Source organism: Chondrinema litorale (assembly GCF_026250525.1).
In the GTDB taxonomy this organism is placed as follows: domain Bacteria; phylum Bacteroidota; class Bacteroidia; order Cytophagales; family Flammeovirgaceae; genus Chondrinema; species Chondrinema litorale.
In genome coordinates this window covers 82,449-106,643 of sequence record NZ_CP111054.1, presented here as the reverse complement: position 1 = coordinate 106,643, position 24,195 = coordinate 82,449, and the positions used below count along the sequence as shown (strand labels likewise).

Here is a 24,195-nt window from a genome sequence, read left to right as displayed (position 1 = left end):
ATTAGAAGTTGTCTAAAGTTTTTGTTTTGTAACCTAAAGAAACAACTTCTTAAAAAACCAATATTAAAACAATCAAGATTGACTAACATCAATCATTTTAAAACAAAATTCTAATCCGTTTATCTAATCTTATGAGAAAAGTTTTCACCCTTGTAGCAGTCCTTTTATCACTGTACTTAAAAAGTTATAGTCAGGAGGTGGACAGTTTGGCTTTAATGTATGCTGAAATAGAGTCATCGCTCAATTATCAAAAAGGTGTAATTGAGTTGGAAGCAGGGAATGCGATTTTACACGTGCCAGAAGGTTTTGGCTTTTTGGATAAAGAGCAAAGTAAATATGTGCTTACAGACTTATGGGGCAATCCAGAAGATGAAACTGTTATTGGTTTATTGGTTCCAGACAAAAAAGGAGTACTTAACAGCGATAGTTGGGTTTATAGCATCAGTTACGATGAGGTGGGTTATATCGAAGATGATGATGCTGAAGATATTGATTATGATGAGCTGCTAGAAGAGCAACAAAGTGAATTAAAAGCTGCAAACCCAGAAAGAGAAAAGTTAGGTTATCAAGCTATTGAGTTGGTGAGTTGGGCATCTGATCCTTTTTATGATAAAAATAAAAAAATTCTGCACTGGGCAAAAGAGCTAAACTTTAAAGGAGATAGTTTAAACACTCTAAATTACAACCTAAGAGTATTAGGCAGAAAAGGGATGTTTATGATAAATGCAATTGCTTCTATGAGCGAAATGCCAGAAGTAAATGCGAGTATCAATCCTGTAATTAACAGTGTTGAGTTTAAAGAGGGAAGCAAGTATGCCGATTTTAATCCGGAAATAGACAAAGTGGCTTCTTGGACGATTGGAGGTTTGGTTGCTGGAAAAATTCTCGCCAAAGTAGGTTTCTTTGCTGTGTTAGCAAAGTTCTGGAAACTGATTCTATTAGGTATTGCATCAGTAGGCGGCGGACTTTGGAAAATGATTACAGGTAAGAAAGAAGAGGAGGTATAAGCTATAATCGACCTAATATTATTTAAATACTGTTTGTTCTTTATCTCATAAAGGCAGGCAGTATTTTTTTTAAATCAAAAAAATTCTAATAAAGAGCTATTTAGCCGCATTTTATTTTAATTCTAGCTGTTTTTTCCTTCATAAATCAATTAAAATTTAAAAAACTATTATTAAATTAGTTATGAGTTGAATAAAGTGAGTGATGGTGGGTTATAATATTATTTACCTCTGATACACCTTTTATGACCATAGCAACAGACTTTTTTCAGGAGGCTAATACTTTACAAAGTACCAATCCAGAAAAAGCAATTGAATTATATAAACAGTCAATAGAAGCAGATCCTACATTTTTAGATGCTTATAATGGATTAGGAAATATTTTGCTCAATGCTGGAAAGAGAGAAGAAGCCATAAAGCAATACGAAAAATGTATTGAGTTAAACCCAGAATACAAATGGGCTTACTTTAACTTAGGATTGAGTTATTCAATCATTGACATAGACAAGTCGGTTGAATATTACAATAAGGCAATTGAGATAGATCCTGTTTATGTAGATGCTTATTTGGCACTAGGAAATATTTATCTAGGTAAAGGATTAATAGAAGAGGCAAAAGCAAATTACGAAAAGTGTTTAGAGATAGATCCAAATTTAAGTATAGCTTACTTTAATTTAGGTTTGCTGCTAAACAAAGCTGAACCCGAAAATGCAAAAACTAATTATGAGAAGGCCATTGCTCTCGATCCGAATCGGGTTGACTCATATTTAGGTTTAGGAAACATATATTTTGATAAGAATGATTTTTCAAAAGCAAGAGAGCAATACCTAAAGTGTATCGAACTTGATGCAAACTACGACTTGGCTTACTTTAATGTCGGACTTACATACGAGAATCGTGATAATAGCAAAGCTAAATACTACTATGAAAAAACAATTTCAATAAATTCTTCCTTTACTTATGCACTCAATGGTTTGGGTAATATTTATTTAGAAGAGGGTAACTTGGAAGAAGCCATAGTGAAGTATGAAAAATGTATTGAAATAGATCCAAACTTTATATATGCTTATCATAATCTGGGGCTTTCATTCGAAAAAAAGGATACCGATAAAGCGATTGCATATTACGAAAAAGCACTTTTAATAGACCCTAGTTATCCCCACTCATACTTTGGTTTAGGTAAAATATTCCAAGAAGATTACAAGTTTGAAGAAGCCAGACTGAAATATGAAAAATGTATAGAATACAGTCCAGATAGTTATTTAGCTTATTACAACATTTATGTAATTATTTCGCAAACTAACAATGAAGAGCTGGTTACCGATTTTGTAAAACTGGTAGAAGAAAAGAAATCTGCCTATGGTTATTGGGCATTGGGTAATCTCTATAATTATTTTATTAAAGATTTTGATAAGAGCTTGCACTACTACAACAAAAGTAGAGAGCTAAAAGAAATGAAAGAGATACTTTTAGACATCTCTAACCATTACGATGCTACAAGTAATCTTGAAAAAGCCATTGAAATATTAGATGAAGCGATAAGTCAAGATAAAGAGAATGTTTACACCCTTCATAACAAAGCCAATTACTTGTTTAAAAAAGGTGAATATGATAAAGCTAGAAAGTTGTGCGATGATGCTTTACAGAAATATGAAGACAAGCTAGAAAGTGATAAAACATTTAGTAAAGACCCAAGCAATTACCTCTATGTAGGAGGTATTTATTTTGAGGTTTTAGGAGAATATGAAAAAGCCATAAAATTATTTACCAAGGGATTAAAACAAGATGAAACGCATTTAGGATTGCTACTGGCGCTAAATAAAGTGTATGCAGTTCAATCTGGTATAATGATAAACCCTGATGTAAGCTTATACTGGAAGCGTAATGCCAATTTAAAAACGGCCGAAAAAGTGTTGAAAAAGCCATTTGTAACGGCACAAGATCAGCTTACTATGACTGAGTTATATTTTACCGAAGAAAAATACGAGAAAGCGAAAGAGTTGATTAACAATTTTCTTAAAACTGGTAAAGAAAGTGCGCCTTGGTATAACCTAAAAGGGCAGTTACATTTGATTAAAGATGAGTTTAAAGAGGCGGTTTGGGCGTTTAAAACAGCCATTAAATTAGAACCACATAATTTAAGTTTGACTCTTAACTTAGGTAATGCATATCTGAGGAATAAAGATTATTTTGATGCTGATAATATCTTTAAGAAAATCTTAAAAAGAGACCCTAACAATGTTGATGCTTTAATTGGTTTGGGTGAAAGCATTATGCAAAGGTCATCCGACGAGCCAGATGAAGCCATGTTGGAATCCGCAGAGAATTACTTTAAAGATGCAGTAAGACTTGGCAAATCTGGCGCAGGCTCTAAAAGATTAGATTTACATGCTCCTAAATCAGCCAATAAAGAGCGGGTTTATAAAGATATTAAACTGTCTGACATTTATTATGCTTTGGGCTACATCAAAACCAAACAGTACGAAGATTTTAAAGTAGGTATTAAATCTGCCTATCTTAATGATAGTTTAAATTATTTTATAAAGGCTTGTGAGTGCGACCCAGAAAACCATAAGGCGCTTGCCGCAAAGAGCAAAGTAGAGAAATATGTGAACACCAACAAAGAAACAAATAGGTTAGAAAGTTTTGGTGCTGTACTAGTAATTGCTATGGCCTTTATATTATTTGTTGGTAGCCAGTATTTCTTTTATTTCGGTACAAAAAGTAACGACCAATACATTTTGAATGATAATGCAGTTGACTATTTGGAAAGCATCTTATCCGATGTTGAAAATGAAATAAAAGATATTGACAAGCTTAAAGGGATTAAGTTTGAAGACAAAAATACCCTTGTAGAAGCGCTAAAATCTATGGCAGGCACAGATTTTATTCAAAACAATAGTGGCCTAATAGACAGCATTGATTTAAAAGTTTCTACTGATGAGAAAGTGGATTTACTCCCAGCCGGATATTATGTTCTAATTTCTTTTGGCTCAATTGTATTTATGATTGCCGGCTTGTATCTGCCGAAAATCTTAAAACTTAAGGTTGGTGTGATAGAATTAGAAAAAAACCAGCCTACAGAAATGAACAGTATCTCGCTCATTGGTATTCTTTCTCCTGAGAAAAGTACTTCTACCGAAGTGATGAGCATTTCTTCTATAGGAATCCAGAAAATACAATCAGGGCAATTAGCCTCAGTAAATATACCCTGATTGAAACATTACAAATTATAGATGACACCTAGGTTAATTCGTCCGGCATTGCCTAATTGGTTTCCGTTGAGGTTTTCTGCAATAGGAAGTTGCAAATAAGTTTGTAGTGTTACTTTATCGCGGTTTATATCCATGCCTACATTGCCAAAAAGAACAGAGCCACCAGAGTGGTTTTGTGTAGCATCTAAATAAGTGTTATAGCCGGCAGTTTCTAAAAATGCACCCGCTTTTGGAATAAAGCTCCATTGGTTTTTCCGCATTTGGTAAAATATATCTGCTTGTACATTATAGCTATCTGCAAAAAGGTATTGGTTCACACCTGTTTCCGATTTTTTGTAATTCATGCTTACATAAAAACCGTATTTCTTCATCATGTTAAAGTATTGGTAATTCATTCTGATGATGATCGCCCAAGCACCTGTTCCGGGTTGTATAATCGGGTCGTATACTTCTCCGTATGCATCTGTTTGGCTGTGTTGTCCAGTAGGTACATTTACTGCAAAGCCGGGTCTCAAAATGTGCTTTGCCTTTCCACCATCGAGTTTTATCATATAATCTGCACCTAGGGTTAAATCTCCCCAACCTTCCAAAGTCATTAAACTATCTCTTTGTGGGTTTGGTGCATCAATCACTTTTTCGTAGTAAACCACATTTCTTTTATAAGGCAAAATCATCATAATATTTACCTTGTTTTTAATGGTGTAGTTTCCGCGTAACTCCCAAGTAGTGTAGGTTTCGTAGTCTTTTTGGGTTTTATCTGCATAGAAGCCTGCATCTTCTGGCTCGTGCATGGTGCTTTTTCTAGACATTATGAGGTTATGGTTTTGGTTTAAATGCCCGTAGCCGTTAAACACTCGATGTCTGTAGTAAATACCGAAGTAGCTTTTATTACCAATTAAATTGCATTCAAAAAGATTACAAATGTCGCATGCTTCTGACTTTGCCGAAAGGAACCCGGCAAATATGCATAATAGATATATTTTTAATTTCATAATTTCTTGTTTGGTCTGATCAATCTTGCATGATCTCAAATAGCATAATCATAGATTGTTAAAAGGGATTGCTCAGTGTAGTATCTGAAATGAATGAATAATCTGTAAGGGTGTGAAGAAATGCTTTAATCGCCTCTTTTTCAGCATGATCAAGTGAAACTCCCGGCTTGGGTTTTCTAGCTGTAAAAAGCGAATCTAAAGAAGGAGAACTCAACATACCTGAATCGTAATGGTTCAAAATCTCATTGATGGTTTTAAAGCGACCATCGTGCATATATGGAGCAGTAAGCATTACATTGCGTAGAGTAGGGGTTTTAAATCTACCCAAATCTTCTAGCTTTAAAGTAACTCTATGCCTGCCCTGAGCTTTGTGTTCTGGCTCCATAGGAAAGGTATCGCTTAAGCCATTGTTATGAAAAAGAAAGTCAGTAAAGAATGCACCTTGATGGCAACTGCTACATTTTTCCTCAAAAACCTGCATGCCTTTCAATTCTACTTCACTCAATGCAACTCCTTCTTCATGTCTCATAAACTGATCATATTTTGAATTATCAGATATGATGGTTCGCTGAAACTGAGCCAAAGCCCTTACGATATATGCTGTATGAATAGTGTCAATGCCGAAAGCTCTTTTAAAATGTGCCCGATAATCTGGAATCGCCTGCAACTCTTCTACCAATTCTACCATGTCTTGCCCCATCTCATCTTCGTGAGTGAGCGGTGCAAAAGATAAAGATTCAATATTCTTTACGCCTCCATCCCAGAAAAGCCCTTTGTGCCAAGCAATGTTGATGATTGCCGGTACATGCCTTTCCAGTTCTTTGCCGGAAACTCCTCTTACAGAAAGGCTAGAACCTTCTGTAAATGCCATTCCTTGTATGTGGCAAGTCGCACAAGCTATTTGGTTATTTGCCGAAAGTATGGGGTCGTAAAACAACTTCCTTCCCAAACTGATGCCTTCTATGGTAAATGGATTCCTTTCTGGATAAGGTACAGAGTCAGCTAGGTTAGAAGCTACTTTTACAGTTACAAATGGATTATCACTAGCAATTTCTTTTTTCTTCTCTTCACATCCCTGAAAAATAAAGAAAAAAGCAGCCGAGACCAGCCAAATAAATAGATTGCTTTTCAACAAAATATTTAATGGAGCACTTAGCATTTTTAAGTGACTTGCCTGATATTTTCTCGCTGCTTTTTTCATGTTTATATTATTCAGCAGATGAGTTCATTACATGATGTAGCGTAAACATATTCGCATATGCATCTGCAATAAGGGTCGCTTTATCAGCCGGGCTAAACATAACACCTGTAAAAGTAGCATCTGTTGCTGGTAAATTTACACCCAAATCATTCAAACCAACTGCTTCAAAAATATCATTTGCTTGCACTTCAAACATAATATCGGTGGTCATCTCTCCATTGATGGTAATGGTTGATGGAAAATCCTGCTCAAAAGTTCTGTAATTATCATCAGTACCAATATGGAATCTGAAAACAACATCTTCATTGGTTGAAGTATTAAAATAAGAACCTTCCCAGTTAATAAACTTATAACCAGTTGCCCAACCCCAGTCCATACCTAAACCACCTTGTAAGTCTCCTTTTTGGTAAGTATCTGTATTTGCATTGGTAGTTGGGTCTACGCCAACAGAAAACTGAATACCAGTATAATTTCCGGCAGGAATATCCGCGATTTCAATAGCCTCTTTTAATGCAGAAGTATCGCTAGCTTGCCCGAAAATATAGTATGAATCTGGAATTAAATAAGTGCTGCCATCTTCTCCGATAAGTGTAACATTACTAATGATGTATTGAAAGCGGGTAAAAGTGATTTCATCTCCGCTGGTAGCAGTAAAGTCTGTAGCGAGCTCTACATCGCTGGTGCCAATTACATTTGAGAAATTGATGCTTATCGTACCTGCTTCGGTTACATCCTGAGTATCGTCGTCATCGTCATTACAAGAATTGAAAAATGCGAGTGTGAATGCAAGAAATATGTATTTACTAATTGTTGAAATTTTCATTGTTATGGTATTTCGTATAAATAATTCATAAAAATTTAGATGTATGCAAATGCACCAATAGCTAGAGTTGCTATTGAGAACATCTGAAAAGGGTACTATGAATTATGAAGCAATGGGCGGGCGAAATACCTTTGAGTTTTCAGACTCAAGAAGAATGAAACTGTAATTGGAAAAGTTTTGCAGTGTGGAAACTTCAGCTACATCAAAATGAATTTCTTCATTCTGTAATTTGAAAAAGTCGATTTTATAAAGAAATCCGGGATTTTTGCTTTTTTGATCATCCGGAGTTTCGTTTCCACTTTGCAGGTTTTTATTCATAAAGCATTTCCCATCGCAATGCATTTCTGGTTTATCGGTATTCTCACACAGGTACTTTGCTATGTTCTGCTTATTTATTTGATAGCAGGTATTTACAATAGCAAAGCGCATATTGCCGGTGAGCAATACCAAAATGAAAAGGATAATATGGAAATGCTTTTTTATCAAGCTTTTATTAGTCTTCTACACTGCTGATGGAAAACATATTATTGGCATAGTTGGCAGCTACTTTATTCGCAATAGAATCGAACATTACCACATTGTTTGTTGTAAAATCTATGGTGTTTGGTTCTTTAAAAATCTGCGAAATTTCTGCATTAATGTTATACACAGCTTCTTTGCCTTGAGCTATTTCAACAGTGTCGGTACTCAACTTAATGGTTTTATAGTTAGAATCGCTACCGATATGCATTACCAAACCAGCAGGAGTATCACTTCCATTTAAGTGTCTACCTTCTAGTAAAAGAAATTTATAACCAGTGTTCCAGTCCCAAGCCATGTTGTTAGTTGGGTCGAGTGCACCTACATTGTCTAGCGAATAGTTTTTGCCATTATCTACCCCAACAGCAAACTCTAATTGGTTGTAGGTTTCTATCGGCACATCATCTATTTCAATCTCATACACATTGCTTTCGGGTAATCTTTCCACTAAATGGTAACTATCTGGCTCAAGATAAAAAGCGCCTGTAGATGTATTTCTCAGTTTTACATTGCTGAGGTAAAACTTAAATTCAGTGACTGTATAGACATTACCTGCCTCGTTGGTATACTCTTTACTATCAAGTTCTAGTGCTTCGCCATCGTTTAAGATGTTTACTACAAGCTTTATGCTTCCAGTGTTATCTTCTTCAACAGGGTCATCATCATCACAACTGAATAGCGAAACTGGAATTAGAAAGGGTAAAATTTTAATCAATTTATTCATAGCTTCTATTCTTCAAAAGGGTTTGAAAATTTTTCATTGGTTATAAAGTCATCATCTGTAAGCATTTTTAAAAATGCGATAATTGCCTGTTTCTCATCGTCTGTGAGGTAAAGTTGTATCGGGTCTCCCTCGGAACGAATCTCGTTACTGGCTTCAATAATCAGCGGATCGAGTGTCTCACTTGTAAAGATGTGTTGGTCGTAATGTTCAAGTACTTCTTCTAAAGTGCTAAACCTGCCATCGTGCATGTAAGGTGCTGTAAGCTCAATATTTCGCAAGGTGGGCGCTTTAAATTTACCTTTATCGGTTTCGTTGCCAGTTACTTCTTCTAGTCCTGTGTCGAGGTCTGCATCTTCATCTAATCCATTATTATGGAAACCATTAAAAGCAGAAAGGTCGCCAGTGGTTAATACATTGGTGTGGCAGTCGCCACAGTTACCACCTCTTAAACCTGCTTGCGGAATTGGATGCGTAAAAAATAAATCTATACCCAATTGTTCTTCAACAGTAGGTGTATATTCTCCCTTTAAATATTGGTCGTATTTTGAGTTAGAAGAAATAAGCGTACGCTCAAATTGTGCAATGGCTTTGCCTATATTTTCGGAGGTGATTTCCTCAGATTTAAAGGCTTTTAAAAACAATGGCGGATATTCTTCTGTAGCTTGTAATTTGGCTACAGCATCTTCTAAACTTTGGTGGAGTTCGATCTCATCTTGAATTGGAATGAGTGCTTGCTCCTCTAAACTTTCTGCACGACCATTCCAAAAGAATTTTTTATTCCACAACATGTTGGAGATAGACATAGCGCTTTTTGTACCTTCTATACCATCAATTCCGGCACTTACCGATTTGCCATCGGTAAAAGCCAGTTCTTGTAAGTGGCAACTGCCACAAGACATGGTATTATCGCCAGAAAGCTTGGTTTCGTAAAAGAGCATTCTACCTAGTTCTATGCCCTGCACTGTCATCGGGTTGTCTTCAGGAATTTCGTAGTTAGTACCGAAATAGTAAGGTAAATCAGCCTCCAAATCATAGCTTTCTGGGTAGCTGATATCTTCTTCTGGATTATTGTCGTCGCAAGCTAGCAAGAGCACCAGCATGCCAAGACAGTAAATTAGTCTATTCATGTAAATTGGTTGTCAAAATTATTTTGCCACTAAAATTCGCCTATTTAGACAGCTAAACAGGGCATAATCCTCCTTAAAAGGAACATTTATTTTAGCAAAATGATTTTGGTGGATGGAAAATCTGAGTAGATAATTTTTGAATAATTGTGAATCTGTAAGGAGTAATTCCTTTTTGTACTAGGGGGGAAGGCATTGCAGTTTTATTGAAGCAAAAATCTTCGGCAACAGTAGATACAAAAAACATAGCCATTGATTGACTTAGCTGTTTTTTCTCTTTTTGTTCCTGATCTTGCTCTAACTGCTTTTGTAAATGGCATTTTGCCATACACATAGTCATGGGTTTTTCCTTATTAATACAAAAAAGCTCGGTGAGCACTTCTTTGTTCAGCTCGTAATTTAATACGATAAAACTCTGGCTAAACAAGCCAAATACAAATAGCTGAAGGGTTAATATGGAAAATAGTTTTTTCAACGCTACAAATGTAAAGGCTTAAAATTTAAAACCAATAACTCATCCCAATTTATAATGAAGCTTTCACAATATACATCAGTAAAAAATCCGATTACTGAGCTGATAATTAAGCCTGAGTGAGACTGATGGCAAATTAATGTCAAACTAATTCACCGTCAGCTAGTTCGATTACTCTGTCGCAATTGGCGGCAAATTCATCGTCGTGAGTTACTGAAATAATGGTTTGCCCTCTTTCAGCAGCGAGTTCTTTAAAAATGTCGAATACAATTTTGGTGTTTTTAGAGTCGAGGTTGCCAGTAGGTTCGTCACCCATAATAATCGCCGGCTCGTTTATTAAAGCTCTGGCAATGGCTACACGCTGTTGTTGCCCACCCGAAAGTTTGTTAGCCTGTTTTTCTGCTTGAGGTTTTAAACCCAACAAATCGAGGTTTGCCAAAGCTTTTTCGCGTATTTCTTCTTTGGGTTTATTGCCCAGTTTTAATGCTGGCAACATCACATTGTCTATCGCGGTAAACTCTGGCAAGAGGTAATGAAACTGAAATACAAAACCGATGTGTGCATTTCTAAAAGCGGCTAGTTCGTTTTGGGTTTTTCCAGTTACGGGTGAGCCGTTAATTTCTAGTTTGCCAGAATAGTCTGTATCCATGGTAGATAGCACATACAACAATGTGGATTTACCTGAACCCGACTTACCAACGAGTGCCAGAAATTCGCCTTTTTTTACCTCAAAGTTTATATTCTTTAAAACCTGAAAGGTTTGTGGCTGATGAAAATATTTTTCTATGCTTTTGGCTGATAATGCTAAATCTTTCATAATTAACCTCTTATAATTTCTACAGGGTCTACTTGAGATGCTTTTCTTGCTGGCAAGTAACCAGCTACGAATGTGGTGATTACCCCAAAGACGAATGCCATTACATAATCCACCGTTTGGAATTCCATTGGCAATGAGTCTAAGGTGGCTATTTTAAAAGGAATATTATCTACGATTGATGAGATGATGTAGCCGAAAACCATTCCGACTAGGCCGCCTAAAATCCCGATAATGATGGATTGTTCCAGAAATATTTCAACTATGTCTTTGCCATCAAAACCCATAGCTTTGAGTATGGCAATTTCCCTGATTTTTTCATTTACAGACATGTTCATGATGTTGTAAATCCCGAAGCCTGCTACTAGCAAAATCGTTAAAGAAACAGCTACCGCAATAATGTTTCTCAAAGCATTTGCCGCATCTAATTGTCCGTTGGCTTCTTGCCAAGGTTCAACTTTGTAATTGGTAATGGGGTTAATCTCTTCTGCTACTTTGGTAGCCGTATTAAAATCTTTAATGTTGATCTGAATATCGGTAACATAGCCCATGTTTTTAGATAGAATCTGTCTGGCTGTGCCGATTTTTATATAGGCTTTTGAGTTATCTACACTGGCTAGGGTAGTGGCTAAAATTCCTATAATTTTATAGTTTCTAGTAGCACCATCAGCCGTGGAAACAATAATGTTATCATTCACTTTTAGGCTGAGTTTTTTGGCGAGTCCTTGCCCCAGAATTATTCCATCGTTTCTATGGTTTAGTTCATGCCAGTCACCATCTACCATATAATCTGATGTTTGGAAAAGTAAATCTTCATTTTCCACATCAATTCCCGAAAGCATGCCATTTACCTTAATAGAACCATTTCTAAAAAACACATTGATGTTTACTTGTGGCGTTACCGCATCAATTTCAGAATAGTTTTTAAGCTGGTTGATAATTTTTTTGGAGTTCTTAATGCCCTCAGTGTATTGTATCACTTTCGGATTTCTAATGTTTACCGCTACATCATTATTTACATAGCGGCTTAATAAATTAGAGTTGTCTTCTGGTAAATCGTTATAGATTCTCACATGAGACAGCGTGCTAAATGCAAGACCAGTTTGTGTGTCATTTACACCCTTCATAAAACCATTCATAAACACATACATCGAGATGCCAAAAGTTACACTCAGCATGGCAACAATCACCTGTTTTACATTAGATGTGAGGTGTGTAATGGCAATCTTATGGTTGGTTTTCTGGAACGGTATATACCTGTGTATTTTGAATTTCATTTTACAGCAATTTTGTCAGAAGGATTTACTCCGGCGATAATCTCAACCCAATCATCATTTTTGATTCCTGTTTTTACCGCTACTTTTTTGTTTTTGTCTTCCAGCATCACACTGTCTCCCTTTTGCAGATACTCACTGGGAATGATAACCACACCTTGTTTTTCACCAATAATAATGTTGGCTTGTAACTGTGTGCCATCGTAAACTTTTGGTGTGGTGCCACTAAAAGTAGCTTCTACAATAAAAGATTGTTCTTGCTTATCGAAAGAGGGATACACTTTGCTAATCACAGCATCATATAATTTCTCCTTTTCGGTATTAAGCGAGATTACCGCCTTTTGCCCTTCTATGATGTAGTTGATGTCTTCTTCCGCTACAAATAACTTTATCACAATATCTCCACCTCCAATTCTGGCAATGGCTTCTCCTCTTTTTGCTAATTCGCCTTGGCTTTTGTTAATGTCGAGCACCTTTCCGTTGATGCTTGATGAAAGGATGTAATCGCTATTATTTTCTTGTTGGATTTTGAGCTGAGTAGCCGCATTATCCAAGTTTAAGTTTAAGTTGCTCTTTAAGTCTGCCAGTGATTTTTCTTGTACTTCTAGGTTGTTTTGAGAAGCTTCGAATTGTAATTTTATCTTGTCGAATTCCACTTGCGAAACAGCATTGCTCTTTACCAAACTGGCATATCTTTCATAATTCTTCTTATCAAGTTCAAGTTGATTTTTTGCTTGTTCGATTTGAATTTGCAATTGCCTTATTTGTGGCGAATCTTCATTTGCTTTACTCAATGCTTCATTGTAATTGGCAATGGCATTTTCGAGTTGCGCAGACTGCACATCATTAGAAAGAGTAAAAAGCGGTTTATCTATCTTTACGCTATCGCCTTCTTTTACATAAGCTTTGGTAATGTAACCCTCTGTATTGGCAGTTACAATATATTCGTCTGACGTAGTGATGTGGCCACTGGCAAAAACTGCATCAATCACATCTTTTTCGACTGGCATGGTAGTTTGCTTGTTAGAGCAACTTACCAGTAAAAGGCAGTAAGTTGCAATTAGCAGTATTGTATAGAGTTTTTTTGCTTTCATCTTATTAATTTCTAGATAATAGAGTAGCATAATAGCTGTATGTATTTGAGAGTGCATTTAAGTAGGCACTTTCGGCTTTTAGGTAGTCTTCAAATGTTTTGAAATATTGGTCAAGGCTAATAATTCCTTGTTCGTACTGTTCGAATGATAAATCTTTATTCTGGCTGCTGAGCATAAAATTCTCGTACACAGCCTGCATATTGTCTACACTAAATCTGTATTCGTTTAAGAGCAGCTCGTCTTTGGCTTCTGTTTTTATCTGTTCATTTAAAAAGTTGGTACGCGCAATTTCAGACTCTATTTGTGCAGTTTTAATTTTATTCTTATTCCTAAATCCTGTAAAAACAGGCACATTAATGCTTAGAAACAGATAGCTGTAGTCTGTCCACGAACCACTGTCGAACTCTATGGCAAAATCATCTCTAAACTGTTGTTGTCCCCAGTAAAAAGTGGTGTTGAACTTGGGTAATTTGGCTGTTTTTTGGAGTTTCAAATTCAATTCAGAACTCTTGAATTGATACTCGTAAACACTCAAGTTTTTATCGTAGCCAAGTTCAGATTGATATTTCCAGTCTTTTATTTTGGTTTCCACCTCTTCTTCAAACACCAATTGCTCGGCAGATTTAAGCCCCATAATTATTTGGAGTTGGTTTACGCTCTGTGCCAGTAATATTTTATTAGTATTAATATTCTGCTCGATGTTGTTGGCATTAATCTCCGCTTGGTTTACCGCAAACTGATCAACCAAACCCTTCTCAAATTTTTGACTGGTTAAAAGCAAAATGCTATCTGCTACATGTAAATCGCTTTTATTGATGTTTAATGCCTTTTTGGTAATGATGGCAGTGTAGTAATAAAGAGCGACTTGCTCCTTTAATTTTTGCTCAAATGCACCTGTCTGCAAAGTGGCTAACTCTTTATTTACCTCTGCAATCTTTTTCTGTGTTTTGGCTTGCCAGTCTAAAATACTTTTAGTGGCTGTTACACCTGCATTAAAAGTGTATTTCTGCCCGAATTGTGCTGCTACTGTTTCTCCCGGTTGCCCAAATATTTCGCCTGGTAAAATGGTAGTGGGTAGATTTATATTGATCTGTCTGCTTGCACTAGCCGAAACTTCTGGCAACATGTAGTTTTTAGAAGTTTTAAATTCTGAAGTAGCTTTTTCTTGCTGTAGCAGATAGATGTTTAAATCAGGATTGTTTTCAAGAGCGAAGTCTATGGCTGTGGAAACCGATTGTAACCTTACAGTGGAGAGACTATCTTGCGCATAAAGCGAAGATAGCACTCCCTGTAAAATCAACAAACCATAATATATTGCGCTGAACTTCATGGGTTTGTATTTTATGCTATTGTTTATTAGCTGTATCAAAGTAAAAGGGGTAGAGAATTATATTCTTGTCCAGATTTTGGTTCTGGAAAAGCCAAATTTGGAAGCCGTAATTTCTAACAAATTACCATCAGGTTTTATCGTGATCTCACAGTTTGCGGTTCTGCCTTGTTTGGCACTGTAAACTGTTCCATCAACCCATTCTCCATCGTCGTACTCTAGGTCGTAAATAATGGTAAGGCCAACTATAGGTCTTTCTCTTAAATCGCGGTCTGGATTGTTTACATCGGTTTTGGTTTTGCCCTCTGGTGTTTTGGGTTCTTTGAGCCATACTATTTTGCCGAAGTATTTATCGTCTTCTTTGTAGATTTCTATGTTGGCAGATTTCTCATCGTTTAACCAGGTACCGATAATAGTATCGGCACTTGGTTGTAAGGAAACTATATCCAAATTTGCGAATAATATTAAAATGTATAAGGGTATTCTTAACATGGTTGTATCGTTTTGTTACTTACGATACAAAGGTGCAGGGAAGTAAATGGATGGGAAACCTATATAAAGATGAGTTGAACAAATGTATTAGTGAAATGTACATATGTTGTGGTGAGGTGTCATGGGCTTATTCGGGTTTTTCTATCCAAGAGATAAATGGAGTAACTTTTAAGCGGCTTACTATGGCTTTTTTTGGAATGTTAATCTTTAATTGTACAATTACTTTTCTATTAAAATAAGGAACAATCTCTTTAATCGCATTGCGGTTAACAATCATCTGCCGGTTAATTCTAAAAAATTGTTTGTTGTCTACAGCGTTTTCTATCTCATCTAGCTTTTTAAAGATGGCAAACTTTTCTCCTTTAAAATTAAAGATATGTACAATCTCGTTTTCTAGTAAAATAAAGGCAATATCATCCACAGAAATAGGAAACATCACTTCTCTGTATCTCACAATAAACGATTTCTGAAATTCTTTTTTCTCATTTCCAAACTGCTTGTATTGCTCTGGCGGCAGTGTGCCTTTAGTTAAAGAGTTTCTCAGCTTTTCTATTTTGCCTAAGGCTTGTAATATGTCAGATTCTTTAAAGGGTTTTAAGATATAATCTACGCCATTGCTTTTAAAAGCCTGCATTACATATTCGTCGAAAGCTGTGCAAAAAATAACTGGGGTAGTTACTTCAACGGAATCGAATATTTCGAAGCTTTCACTATCTGCCAGTTGAATATCTAGAAAGATGAGATCTAATTTTTGTTGGTGCTTTTTGAGGTAAGCAACAGTACTTTCAACACTATCGCAAATATTTACTACTAAATAGTCGGGCTGGTCTTCAATAAGCTCTTTTAATAGTTCAGCCGTTTTTTTCTCATCTTCTACAATGAGTACATTCATAATCAAAATAGTTTAAGCGTAACCGTGTAATTACCATTTTCTTGTTTTATTTCTATACCCTTGTTAATGCCAATAAGTTCATATCTTTTTTGCAGATTACTCAAGCCAACTCCCATAGATTCTGATTTGCGCTTTTTGGGCTGAAAATTATTGCTTACAGAAATAGAGGTATCGTCTTGCTGAAATATTTTAATATGTAAAGGTTTCGATTCTGACACGATATTGTGCTTAATACAATTCTCTACTAGTAGTTGCAAAGCAAAAACAGGTATATCGTAAGAAAGTGCCTCCTCTTTAATATCCATCTCGGTAATTAATGCATCTTCGTGTCGCACTTTTATCAGATACAAATAAGCATTTAAAAACAGTATTTCTTCTTTTAAACTAACCGTGTTAGATTTTCGGGTTTGTAGAATTTGTCTGTAAACATCAGATAGGTTGAGTACAAAATCTTCTGAGTTTGGGCTATTTGCTCTTATCATGGTGCGTAGCGTGCTAAGAGAGTTAAATAAAAAGTGAGGGTTTACCTGTTTTTTTAATTGCTCTAGTTGTGCTTTGTAATTTTCGGACTTAAGCATGTAGTTTTCACCTTTTAATCTTTCCACAGAGCTACTAGACTTAATGGTATACTGTATGGTTAAAAAAAGTGCCGAAGCTACACCCAATTTTAAGACTATGTTCCAGTAAGAAACATAATAGGAGAGGCTTATAAAATCTGGAAAAATATAGTGTTCACAAGCTATTAGTAAAGCAATACTAATGGCATTAGCTATTACAATGACAAAGTAATTAAACTTTTCTGATAATTTTTCATTCAAAAACCAAAGAAACAGTAAGAAACAGGATACAAATAACCACCTAGGAGTTATTTTTAAGGTGTTAAAGTCAAGGCTTTCTGTTCTGTTGTTTAAGATGTTGAGTGCTGGCAATAAAAAACAAATTATAAAAGGTAGTGCTTTTACTGCCAAGCTTTGTTGCCTTAAAGTTGGTGAGGATAATTCTTGATTTGTCATTTTAAAGAGCCATTTTAGCAATAGTCTTTACGAAGTAAAGAAACAAAATAGTAAGAAATGATATTACCTTTTATAAACATTCAAAAATTTGGACGAATGGATATAAAATTTAAACAAATGTGAATATTGTTATATCTTTGAGGATATTGCGATTGTAAGTATTATTTAGAATATTAAACTTTTTTTTAGTTAAAAACAGAATTATATAATGGATTAACTCTCTTTTTTAGAAGTATTAATTAATGTATATGGGGTGTTTTTTTAAAGAGAAGATTATTATGCTTTATGTCACATGAGGTATAAAAAATATCACAATTAGTACAAAAATTTTAAATTTCAATATTTATTTAGAGATTTAGGGAAAATTAATTCTATGAAAAGCGCAACAGTTGATTTAATTAAAAGGGATGAACAGAAGATTTTAGATGAGTGGTTAAATGTTCTTAAAAGAAGCAATATTTACAACTTTCAAATATCAGATGAACCTGAATTATATAATGAAATAAAGAATTTTTTAACAGAGCTTTCTGATGTTTTAACGCCAAATACTTTTGATGTACATTCTCCTGAGTTTATTCCATTAAAAAAGATGGTGGTAGAAATTGCCCAAAAAAACACAGCATTGGGTTTTTCTGCTAAAGAGAGTGCGTTATACATATTTAGTCTTAAAAATATATTATTTAATCTTTTACTAGAAGAATACGAAAACGATGCTTCAGTTCTGGTTAAAGAAATAAAGATACTTAGCAAAATAATTGATGAGTTGGGTACGATCATTTTTGATACTTTTGTAGCTGACCGCGAAGAAATTATTAAAAGGCAGAGACAAGAGTTATTAGAAGCATCAACACCTATTATTAATATTTGGGATGGTATTTTGGGTGTGCCGATAATTGGTACTATAGATAGTGTTCGCGCGCAGCAAATAATGGATACCCTGCTAAATGCTATTAACGATACTGGTTTTGATGTAGCAATTATTGATATCTCTGGAGTTTCTACTCTCGATACTGTAACAGCTCAACATATTTTGAAAACAGCAGCGGCAGCTAAATTAATGGGCGCAACTTGCATTATAAGTGGTATAAGTCCAAATATTGCACAAACGATTATTAACCTGGATATTGATTTAGGACAAACAATAACTAAAGGCTCTATGTCTGAGGCAATAAAAACTGCTCTGGAAATTATTGGAAGAAAAACAAAGAAAAATATTTTAGAGTATGGAAAAAATACCAGTGCTGAAGATAGGAAATCTATTGTTAATCTCAATACAGACTGATATTTATGACAGCCAAGGTTTGCAACTGCAAGATGATATTGCAAACCTTTTGCAAAGACATAGTTTTAGAGGAGTAATTTTAGATATTTCATCATTAAGTATCGTAGACTCCTTTATGGGTAAAATAATAAATAATATTGCATCTATATCTTTGGTAATGGGTGCAGAAACAGTGGTGTCGGGTATGCAACCAGCTGTAGCAATTACACTGGTTGAACTGGGTTTAGAGATGCCAAACGTTAAAACAACATTGTCACTAGAAAAAGCTATTCAATTTTTTAATGAAAAGTTCAATCGAGAGACTGATCAGGATGGAAGTTCTCAAGAGTAAAACATTAAAAATAAGCGAGGAGAAAGATTTATTAAATATAAGGGGTTTAATTAGAGAATATGCTGGTGAAATTGGTTTACCGGAGATTTTTAAGGTTAAACTTCTTACAGCTACCAGTGAAGTAGCCAGAAATGTTTTAAAATATGCTGGTAGTGGTAGAATAACTATTAGAATCCTTTCTGATATTAATAAAGGCATAGAAATAATATGCGAAGACAACGGAAAGGGCATAGATGATGTGGATGCTGCGATGAAGAAAGGGTTTTCAACTAGTGGATCTTTGGGGCTCGGTTTACCTGGAGCAAGGTCGCTTGTACATGTTTTTCATATAGATTCCAAACTTTCTGTAGGCACAAGGGTTAGAATGATTGTATGGAGAAAGTAGATATATTGAATAAACATTTATCTTTTAGTGTTAAAGATGCTTCTTTTTTGCATTTTATAAGAAAAAGCTTCGAGGTAAATACAGAGGGATATCCTTTTGAAGAGAAATTTATTTCAGATTGTTTTATTATAATTTCTGAACTCGGAACAAATCTGATAAAATACGCAAAAGGTAGAAAAGAGATTTTAATTAGGTTATTAAAACACGAGGATAATTGGGGGGTAGAGATTATTAGCGTTGATAATGGACCGCACATAGATTTCACAATGGCCGCAGTTGACGGCTTTTCAACAGGAAATTCGCTCGGAACAGGTATAGGAACAATACAGCGTTTGTCAGATAATGTCATGTTTTTTTCAGATCCTCAATTTGGTAATGCCATTGTAGTACATAAATACTGCAATAGCGAACAGCCCACTTTGCGCAATCCTGATTGGGTGGTTACACCCAAAAGCGGAGAGACATATTGTGGAGATGCTGTGGCTTCTATTTACAATGAAAAAGAGGGCTTCAATCGCATTTTAGTTTCAGATGGATTAGGACACGGTTTAGAGGCTAGTAAGCCATCTTCGCTAGCTATAGAAACATTAAATAATTATTCTGAGTTAGGTTTACATGATCTTTTTGTGAAAATACATGAGGAGCTTGCAAAAACCAGAGGAGCTGCTCTATTTATTATGGATATATATCAGGATAAGGTAGAATACATGGGAATAGGCAATATAAGTACTAGGCTACTATCTATTCATGCAAAATCTAAGGGGTTAATTTCAAAACCAGGAATTGTAGGGCATAAAATAAGTAGGTTACAGGCCTTCTCAGAACCTATAAATAAGGGTGATGTAATAATTAGCTACAGCGATGGCTTAAAGTCTATCAATCTGGATCATTTATTAAAAACTCCAGTACCAATTGTTATTGCATCGGCACTTTATTCTAAATATGCTCTGAGAAATGACGACAGGTCTATTGCCGTCTACAAACATTAATTTATGCTGTACATAACCTCTATAGAACTAAAATACCCTGAAGATTTATTTTTTATAATAAATACTATAAAGCAGTTTTCTATTAAGGCAGGTCAAGACAACCAGTCTGCAACAAAATATACAACTGTTATTTCAGAAATTAGTAGGAGGGCGCTTTCATTAAAATTGAATGGTTCTGTAAACGTGTACTTAAAAGATGAAAATAATGTACAGAATTTCGTTTCAGAATTTAATTTAGATTACAAATCTAACGTCAAATCTGTCGATGAAGCCCTAAATGCTTTAGACTTGGATAAATTTCGATCTTTGACAGATCAGATTGTTTTTGAGCACAAAACGAACAAGCACGAAATTAATGTGCTTGTTTATAAAGTGCTTCCTAAAGATGCAGTAAAAATTGATAGAGATATTATTTCTATTTGGCAGCATCAAATAAAAAAGTCTATACAGCAATCGCCATTACAAGAGATCAAAAGAGATAATTACCAACTCATAAAAGCTTATAATACCATTAAAGAAAAGGAAAGGTCTTTACAAAAAGCGAAAGATGAGTTGGAGATGGCTTTTAAACGGATTAAGGAAAAAAACGACGAGCTTAAAAACTTTGCTCATGTAGTTTCTCACGACTTAAAATCGCCTTTAAATGCGATTATGATGTCTGCAGAAATGATTACTACATTATACAGAGAGTCTCTTCCACCAGATGTAGCAGAAATTTTTGATATAACTGTAACATCAGCAGAAAAAATGAAGAATATTATTAATGAGTATCTTCATTATGCGACAGCTTCTGGGCATAAAGACCACTCTGAAGAAGTAGACCTTAACAGTCTGGTAACAGAAATTCTGGAATACGTTTCTAAACCTAAGCCAGTGCAAATTGATGTTATCAACTTACCTGTAATAACTTTTGATAGAGTGGCAATTAAACAAGTTTTTCAAAATTTGATAACCAATGCCATTAAATACAATGACAAAGAGGTTATTAAAATCTGTTTCGATGCAAATCTGAATGACGAAGGTGATAAGATCATTATGTCTGTAAAAGATAATGGTCCGGGTATTCCTTCTAAATATTTCAATGTAATATTTACTCCTTATAAAACACTTGGTATAAAATCTAACAGTGAAAGTGGTACTGGTTTAGGCTTGCCACTTGTAAGAAAGATTATCGAAAGAAACCGTGGTAAAATTTGGCTCGACTCCGAGGTAGGGCAGTGGACCACTTTCTATTTTTCGATTCCTGTTTCAAGATAAAACCATTATATATATTAACAATGTTCAGGTCTTTGGATGTTGTTAAAAAAAAGCTGGTCAAGTAATTTGACCAGCTTTTTTATTAGCTATCATGGCTGTTACCATTGCTGTGTTTGCCACTAACATGGTGGTCACTACCATTTGTATTGCTGTTGCCATTTTGTAGCGCAGGCTCTTTCTTATAAAATGGTTCAAGAATTTCTTTTCTATCTTTTAATTCCAAAGTTCTAATAGGGAATGGAATACCGATACCTGCATTATCAAAAGCTTTTTTAAGTGCTTTAATAGCTTCGCTACCCGCATATGGAGGTCCTGCTTGATCTTGGTTTATCCAGTACCAAATTTTAAAGTTAATGCTACTGTCGCCGAATCCATCGAAGTGAACTTCTACTGCTTTGCCCTCTTGTAAAAATGGAAGGCTGCTAATTGCTTCATGAGCCACATCTTGAGCTACTTGCAAATCTTGATCGTATTCTACACCACAGTTCAACTGCATTCTTCTTTCGCCAGTTTTGCTGTAGTTCATTATTGGATTTTGGAAAATATCTTTACTTGGTATTTCAATTTCTTGGCCACCGAAGTTATCTATAATTACCGATCTTATGTTGATAGACTTAACTTTACCAAAAAAACCATTGGTTTCAACTACATCTCCAATACTAATAGGTCTTTGTATTGCGATAAAAATACCTGATAAAAAGTTGGCTGTTAAATCTTGGAATGCAAAACCTAGCGCCAAACCAATAATACCAGCACCAGCAAGTAATGATGTTACAGTTTTATCTAATTCTAGAATACCTAGCGCTACAAATACACCTACACAAATTACTATAATAGAAATTACTTGTGCAACTAGTGAGATTAGTGAATAACCCAAATGGGTTCTAGATAATAGTTTAAGAGTTTGTTTTTTAACAAACTTAGAAATAAACCCAAATAGAACAATTACAACAACCGCCAATAAAAAGTTTGGCGCCATTGCTATAATTGTTTCTATCCAGCCTTCTAGTTTGTCTGATATTATTGATACAAAAGATGCTATATCTATAGAATTCATAAATTAAAATTATTTTAAACGTCTGCTAATGTTTTCGGCTCCTGTTTTTCTATGTCATTTCTAAAATTGGTATGATACTTTTTAGGCAGCATACCATATTTTTCTTTAAATCTTTTAGAGAAGTGGCCTGAGTTTTTATATCCAATCGCTTCTGATACTTCTCCAATACTCATTGAGTTTTCAATAAGTAGTAATCTGGCTTTTTCAAGTCTTTTATCTCTTATGTAATTGTATATAGTTGAGTTAAAAACTTCTTTAAATGCCTTTTTAAGCTTAAATTCATTCGTTCCAACCTTTTTAGCAAGATCTTTAATTGTTGGTGCATTTTTAAGGTCAGAATGAATAATTTCTTTGGCCAGATGTATTTTCTTTAAGTCGTTTTCTCTAATAATCGCATTGTTGCCAGACGAAATAAGATCGTCGTAATATTGCTTTACTTGAAGAAAAAATATCTCATGTATTTTAGACTCAAGAAAAGCTGAACGAACTAAACCGTCGTAGCTACTATCTCTTATTTCATTTATACAATTACTAATATGGTAACTGTAATCGCTCTGATAGAAAAAAGATTTTTCACCTTTGGTATCAATCAATGCATTTTTTAATCGCTGTGGTACCTTCTCAAGATCACAAGCTATTTTGCTTAGGTATTTTTCTCTATTAATTTCTAACATGCAAAGTTCTATGCTTTCGTTTGCCGGAAATTTAAGCTTTTGCTCACAAGTATGACTACAAGCAGAAATGGAGCCTTCAAAATCTGCTAGTCGATATTGTATATCTTCAGACTGAATTGAGTGAGCTGAGCTACCTTTTAAGCAATAAAAAAATCTAATTGGCTGATACTTATTGGGTAAATATTTAAGTATTACCTGTTCCTTAAGCTGTACTGTATAAATATATAAGGAGATACCTTCCTGAAATTCAAGGAAATAAACCTCTCCTTTACCCAGCTTTTTAGAAACTTTTAATGTCATTTCTTTACAATCCTTTTTGTAATCTTCGATTACATTGCTATTCTTCAGATTTTCAAGAATTGCTTCGTTAGTTTGGGTATTTAATGTGATTTCCATTGTTTCAGGATTTAAATTAAACAGGATACAAAACCTGCATCCTGTTTAGTTTTCATTAAATTATTTGATTTATTTATATGTTAAGGCTTTGGATATTCTTTTTGTAAATGTGAGTCTTATATCTCACCAGTTTCTGCTTTTTGCTTAAGTTCGTCGTTAGCAAATATTGCAATCTCTACTCTTCTGTTTTTCTCTCTACCTTCTGGCGTATCGTTAGAAGCTACTGGGTTACTTTCACCTAATCCTTCTACCATCATTCTACCAGTTTCGATACCTAAGCCACTTAAGTAGTTTTGTACAGATTGCGCTCTTTCTTTAGATAAGTCTAGGTTATAATCTTCAGAACCTACACTATCAGTGTATCCTTGTATTACAAGATCAGTTTCTGAGTATTCTCTAAGAGTTTCTGAGAAGTTATCTAGTTCGTGTTTTACTTCAGCGTTTAAATCGTCAGAATCGAAACCGAAAAGTATACCCGATTCAAAAGTTACTAGAATACCTTCACCTACTCTTTGTACATCTGCAGAATTACCTAGATCTTTTTCTATGTCTTCTTTTTGCTTGTCCATATAGCGACCAATAGCTGCACCTGTTACACCTCCAATAGCTGCTCCTAAAATTGCTCCCTCTGCTGTGTTTCCAGATTTTTTACCGATAATGCCACCTAGGGCAGCTCCACTACCAGCACCGATTGCACCACCTTTAGCGGTGTTATTCCAACTATTACAACTTGTACTAAATACCATCCCTGATATTAATAATGCGCCTATGTATTTTTTTGAAAGTTTCATGGTTATTTGGTTTTTGAGTTATGTTGATTGTTGATATTTTAAGGATTATTTTG

24 protein-coding genes are annotated in these 24,195 nt (G+C 34.9%); 7 read left to right on the top strand and 17 right to left on the bottom strand.

The window, feature by feature from the left end:
- The first annotated feature begins 131 nt into the window (after positions 1-131).
- On the top strand, positions 132-1,007 hold the full coding sequence (locus tag OQ292_RS33465; protein WP_284688487.1) for a DUF2167 domain-containing protein: 876 nt from the start codon (positions 132-134) through the stop codon (positions 1,005-1,007).
- Positions 1,008-1,249: 242 nt separating this feature from the next.
- On the top strand, positions 1,250-4,219 hold the full coding sequence (locus tag OQ292_RS33460; protein ID WP_284688486.1) for a tetratricopeptide repeat protein: 2,970 nt from the start codon (positions 1,250-1,252) through the stop codon (positions 4,217-4,219).
- 8 nt (positions 4,220-4,227) lie between these two features.
- Here the strand turns inward: OQ292_RS33460 and OQ292_RS33455 are convergent, their stop codons facing one another.
- From OQ292_RS33455 to OQ292_RS33390, 14 genes are all read right to left on the bottom strand, one after another.
- Positions 4,228-5,211 (bottom strand): hypothetical protein, encoded by a 984-nt coding sequence (locus tag OQ292_RS33455; RefSeq protein ID WP_284688485.1) that lies wholly within the window; start codon positions 5,209-5,211, stop codon positions 4,228-4,230.
- A 58-nt stretch (positions 5,212-5,269) separates the two neighbouring features.
- Positions 5,270-6,412, bottom strand: a complete 1,143-nt coding sequence (locus OQ292_RS33450; RefSeq protein ID WP_284688484.1) for a cytochrome-c peroxidase — start codon at positions 6,410-6,412, stop codon at positions 5,270-5,272.
- A 7-nt stretch (positions 6,413-6,419) separates the two neighbouring features.
- Positions 6,420-7,235: an MbnP family protein gene (locus OQ292_RS33445; RefSeq protein ID WP_284688483.1), complete on the bottom strand. Its 816-nt coding sequence runs from the start codon at positions 7,233-7,235 to the stop codon at positions 6,420-6,422.
- 102 nt (positions 7,236-7,337) lie between these two features.
- Positions 7,338-7,721, bottom strand: a complete 384-nt coding sequence (locus tag OQ292_RS33440; protein ID WP_284688482.1) for a hypothetical protein — start codon at positions 7,719-7,721, stop codon at positions 7,338-7,340.
- Between the two features lie 7 nt (positions 7,722-7,728).
- Positions 7,729-8,478 (bottom strand): MbnP family protein, encoded by a 750-nt coding sequence (locus tag OQ292_RS33435; protein WP_284688481.1) that lies wholly within the window; start codon positions 8,476-8,478, stop codon positions 7,729-7,731.
- 5 nt (positions 8,479-8,483) lie between these two features.
- A complete protein-coding gene (locus tag OQ292_RS33430) occupies positions 8,484-9,605 on the bottom strand; it encodes a cytochrome-c peroxidase (protein ID WP_284688480.1) in 1,122 nt (373 codons plus the stop codon).
- 91 nt (positions 9,606-9,696) lie between these two features.
- Positions 9,697-10,077, bottom strand: a complete 381-nt coding sequence (locus OQ292_RS33425; RefSeq protein WP_284688479.1) for a hypothetical protein — start codon at positions 10,075-10,077, stop codon at positions 9,697-9,699.
- A gap of 139 nt (positions 10,078-10,216) precedes the next feature.
- The gene (locus tag OQ292_RS33420; protein WP_284688478.1) at positions 10,217-10,891 is read right to left on the bottom strand and encodes an ABC transporter ATP-binding protein; all 675 of its coding nucleotides are present in this window, start codon (positions 10,889-10,891) and stop codon (positions 10,217-10,219) included.
- A gap of 2 nt (positions 10,892-10,893) precedes the next feature.
- The gene (locus OQ292_RS33415; RefSeq protein WP_284688623.1) at positions 10,894-12,165 is read right to left on the bottom strand and encodes an ABC transporter permease; all 1,272 of its coding nucleotides are present in this window, start codon (positions 12,163-12,165) and stop codon (positions 10,894-10,896) included.
- Complete coding sequence (locus OQ292_RS33410) at positions 12,162-13,256, bottom strand: efflux RND transporter periplasmic adaptor subunit (RefSeq protein ID WP_284688622.1); 1,095 nt, start codon at positions 13,254-13,256, stop codon at positions 12,162-12,164. The genes OQ292_RS33415 and OQ292_RS33410 overlap by 4 nt, the downstream gene beginning before the upstream one ends.
- Before the next feature lie 4 nt (positions 13,257-13,260).
- Positions 13,261-14,586 (bottom strand): TolC family protein, encoded by a 1,326-nt coding sequence (locus OQ292_RS33405; RefSeq protein WP_284688621.1) that lies wholly within the window; start codon positions 14,584-14,586, stop codon positions 13,261-13,263.
- 57 nt (positions 14,587-14,643) lie between these two features.
- Complete coding sequence (locus tag OQ292_RS33400) at positions 14,644-15,075, bottom strand: DUF2147 domain-containing protein (protein ID WP_284688620.1); 432 nt, start codon at positions 15,073-15,075, stop codon at positions 14,644-14,646.
- Between the two features lie 127 nt (positions 15,076-15,202).
- A complete protein-coding gene (locus OQ292_RS33395) occupies positions 15,203-15,967 on the bottom strand; it encodes a LytR/AlgR family response regulator transcription factor (RefSeq protein WP_284688619.1) in 765 nt (254 codons plus the stop codon).
- A 2-nt stretch (positions 15,968-15,969) separates the two neighbouring features.
- Positions 15,970-16,980, bottom strand: coding sequence for a sensor histidine kinase (locus tag OQ292_RS33390; protein WP_284688618.1), 1,011 nt, complete (start codon positions 16,978-16,980; stop codon positions 15,970-15,972).
- 373 nt (positions 16,981-17,353) lie between these two features.
- On the opposite strand from OQ292_RS33390, the gene OQ292_RS33385 reads away from it, so the two are divergent.
- From OQ292_RS33385 to OQ292_RS33365, 5 genes are read left to right on the top strand one after another with little or no spacing between them, the layout of a single operon-like run.
- Positions 17,354-18,262, top strand: coding sequence for an STAS domain-containing protein (locus OQ292_RS33385; RefSeq protein ID WP_284688617.1), 909 nt, complete (start codon positions 17,354-17,356; stop codon positions 18,260-18,262).
- Positions 18,204-18,593 carry an STAS domain-containing protein gene (locus OQ292_RS33380; protein WP_348970700.1) on the top strand — a complete coding sequence of 130 codons (390 nt, stop codon included), beginning with the start codon at positions 18,204-18,206 and terminating at the stop codon, positions 18,591-18,593. Before OQ292_RS33385 ends, OQ292_RS33380 begins: the two co-directional genes overlap by 59 nt.
- Positions 18,574-18,978: an anti-sigma regulatory factor gene (locus OQ292_RS33375; RefSeq protein WP_284688615.1), complete on the top strand. Its 405-nt coding sequence runs from the start codon at positions 18,574-18,576 to the stop codon at positions 18,976-18,978. The genes OQ292_RS33380 and OQ292_RS33375 overlap by 20 nt, the downstream gene beginning before the upstream one ends.
- The gene (locus OQ292_RS33370; protein ID WP_284688614.1) at positions 18,966-19,967 is read left to right on the top strand and encodes a SpoIIE family protein phosphatase; all 1,002 of its coding nucleotides are present in this window, start codon (positions 18,966-18,968) and stop codon (positions 19,965-19,967) included. Before OQ292_RS33375 ends, OQ292_RS33370 begins: the two co-directional genes overlap by 13 nt.
- A gap of 3 nt (positions 19,968-19,970) precedes the next feature.
- Positions 19,971-21,224, top strand: coding sequence for a sensor histidine kinase (locus OQ292_RS33365; RefSeq protein ID WP_284688613.1), 1,254 nt, complete (start codon positions 19,971-19,973; stop codon positions 21,222-21,224).
- 82 nt (positions 21,225-21,306) lie between these two features.
- Here OQ292_RS33365 and OQ292_RS33360 read toward each other — a convergent pair whose 3' ends face one another.
- From OQ292_RS33360 to OQ292_RS33350, 3 genes are all read right to left on the bottom strand, one after another.
- Positions 21,307-22,281, bottom strand: coding sequence for a mechanosensitive ion channel family protein (locus OQ292_RS33360; protein ID WP_284688612.1), 975 nt, complete (start codon positions 22,279-22,281; stop codon positions 21,307-21,309).
- A 14-nt stretch (positions 22,282-22,295) separates the two neighbouring features.
- Positions 22,296-23,351: a helix-turn-helix domain-containing protein gene (locus OQ292_RS33355; protein WP_284688611.1), complete on the bottom strand. Its 1,056-nt coding sequence runs from the start codon at positions 23,349-23,351 to the stop codon at positions 22,296-22,298.
- 116 nt (positions 23,352-23,467) lie between these two features.
- A complete protein-coding gene (locus tag OQ292_RS33350) occupies positions 23,468-24,142 on the bottom strand; it encodes a YiaD family glycine zipper/OmpA-like lipoprotein (RefSeq protein ID WP_284688610.1) in 675 nt (224 codons plus the stop codon).
- Positions 24,143-24,195: the final 53 nt, after the last annotated feature.

What these genes read in the sequence shown, in the direction of transcription:
- OQ292_RS33465 (WP_284688487.1), top strand. Translation starts at nt 132, where the DNA reads ATGAGAAAAGTTTTCACCCTTGTAGCAGTCCTTTTATCACTGTACTTA.
- OQ292_RS33460 (WP_284688486.1), top strand. Translation starts at nt 1,250, where the DNA reads ATGACCATAGCAACAGACTTTTTTCAGGAGGCTAATACTTTACAAAGT.
- OQ292_RS33455 (WP_284688485.1), bottom strand. Translation starts at nt 5,211, where the DNA reads ATGAAATTAAAAATATATCTATTATGCATATTTGCCGGGTTCCTTTCG.
- OQ292_RS33450 (WP_284688484.1), bottom strand. Translation starts at nt 6,412, where the DNA reads ATGAAAAAAGCAGCGAGAAAATATCAGGCAAGTCACTTAAAAATGCTA.
- OQ292_RS33445 (WP_284688483.1), bottom strand. Translation starts at nt 7,235, where the DNA reads ATGAAAATTTCAACAATTAGTAAATACATATTTCTTGCATTCACACTC.
- OQ292_RS33435 (WP_284688481.1), bottom strand. Translation starts at nt 8,478, where the DNA reads ATGAATAAATTGATTAAAATTTTACCCTTTCTAATTCCAGTTTCGCTA.
- OQ292_RS33430 (WP_284688480.1), bottom strand. Translation starts at nt 9,605, where the DNA reads ATGAATAGACTAATTTACTGTCTTGGCATGCTGGTGCTCTTGCTAGCT.
- OQ292_RS33420 (WP_284688478.1), bottom strand. Translation starts at nt 10,891, where the DNA reads ATGAAAGATTTAGCATTATCAGCCAAAAGCATAGAAAAATATTTTCAT.
- OQ292_RS33415 (WP_284688623.1), bottom strand. Translation starts at nt 12,165, where the DNA reads ATGAAATTCAAAATACACAGGTATATACCGTTCCAGAAAACCAACCAT.
- OQ292_RS33410 (WP_284688622.1), bottom strand. Translation starts at nt 13,256, where the DNA reads ATGAAAGCAAAAAAACTCTATACAATACTGCTAATTGCAACTTACTGC.
- OQ292_RS33405 (WP_284688621.1), bottom strand. Translation starts at nt 14,586, where the DNA reads ATGAAGTTCAGCGCAATATATTATGGTTTGTTGATTTTACAGGGAGTG.
- OQ292_RS33400 (WP_284688620.1), bottom strand. Translation starts at nt 15,075, where the DNA reads ATGTTAAGAATACCCTTATACATTTTAATATTATTCGCAAATTTGGAT.
- OQ292_RS33395 (WP_284688619.1), bottom strand. Translation starts at nt 15,967, where the DNA reads ATGAATGTACTCATTGTAGAAGATGAGAAAAAAACGGCTGAACTATTA.
- OQ292_RS33390 (WP_284688618.1), bottom strand. Translation starts at nt 16,980, where the DNA reads ATGACAAATCAAGAATTATCCTCACCAACTTTAAGGCAACAAAGCTTG.
- OQ292_RS33385 (WP_284688617.1), top strand. Translation starts at nt 17,354, where the DNA reads ATGAAAAGCGCAACAGTTGATTTAATTAAAAGGGATGAACAGAAGATT.
- OQ292_RS33380 (WP_348970700.1), top strand. Translation starts at nt 18,204, where the DNA reads ATGGAAAAAATACCAGTGCTGAAGATAGGAAATCTATTGTTAATCTCA.
- OQ292_RS33375 (WP_284688615.1), top strand. Translation starts at nt 18,574, where the DNA reads ATGGAAGTTCTCAAGAGTAAAACATTAAAAATAAGCGAGGAGAAAGAT.
- OQ292_RS33370 (WP_284688614.1), top strand. Translation starts at nt 18,966, where the DNA reads ATGGAGAAAGTAGATATATTGAATAAACATTTATCTTTTAGTGTTAAA.
- OQ292_RS33365 (WP_284688613.1), top strand. Translation starts at nt 19,971, where the DNA reads ATGCTGTACATAACCTCTATAGAACTAAAATACCCTGAAGATTTATTT.
- OQ292_RS33360 (WP_284688612.1), bottom strand. Translation starts at nt 22,281, where the DNA reads ATGAATTCTATAGATATAGCATCTTTTGTATCAATAATATCAGACAAA.
- OQ292_RS33355 (WP_284688611.1), bottom strand. Translation starts at nt 23,351, where the DNA reads ATGGAAATCACATTAAATACCCAAACTAACGAAGCAATTCTTGAAAAT.
- OQ292_RS33350 (WP_284688610.1), bottom strand. Translation starts at nt 24,142, where the DNA reads ATGAAACTTTCAAAAAAATACATAGGCGCATTATTAATATCAGGGATG.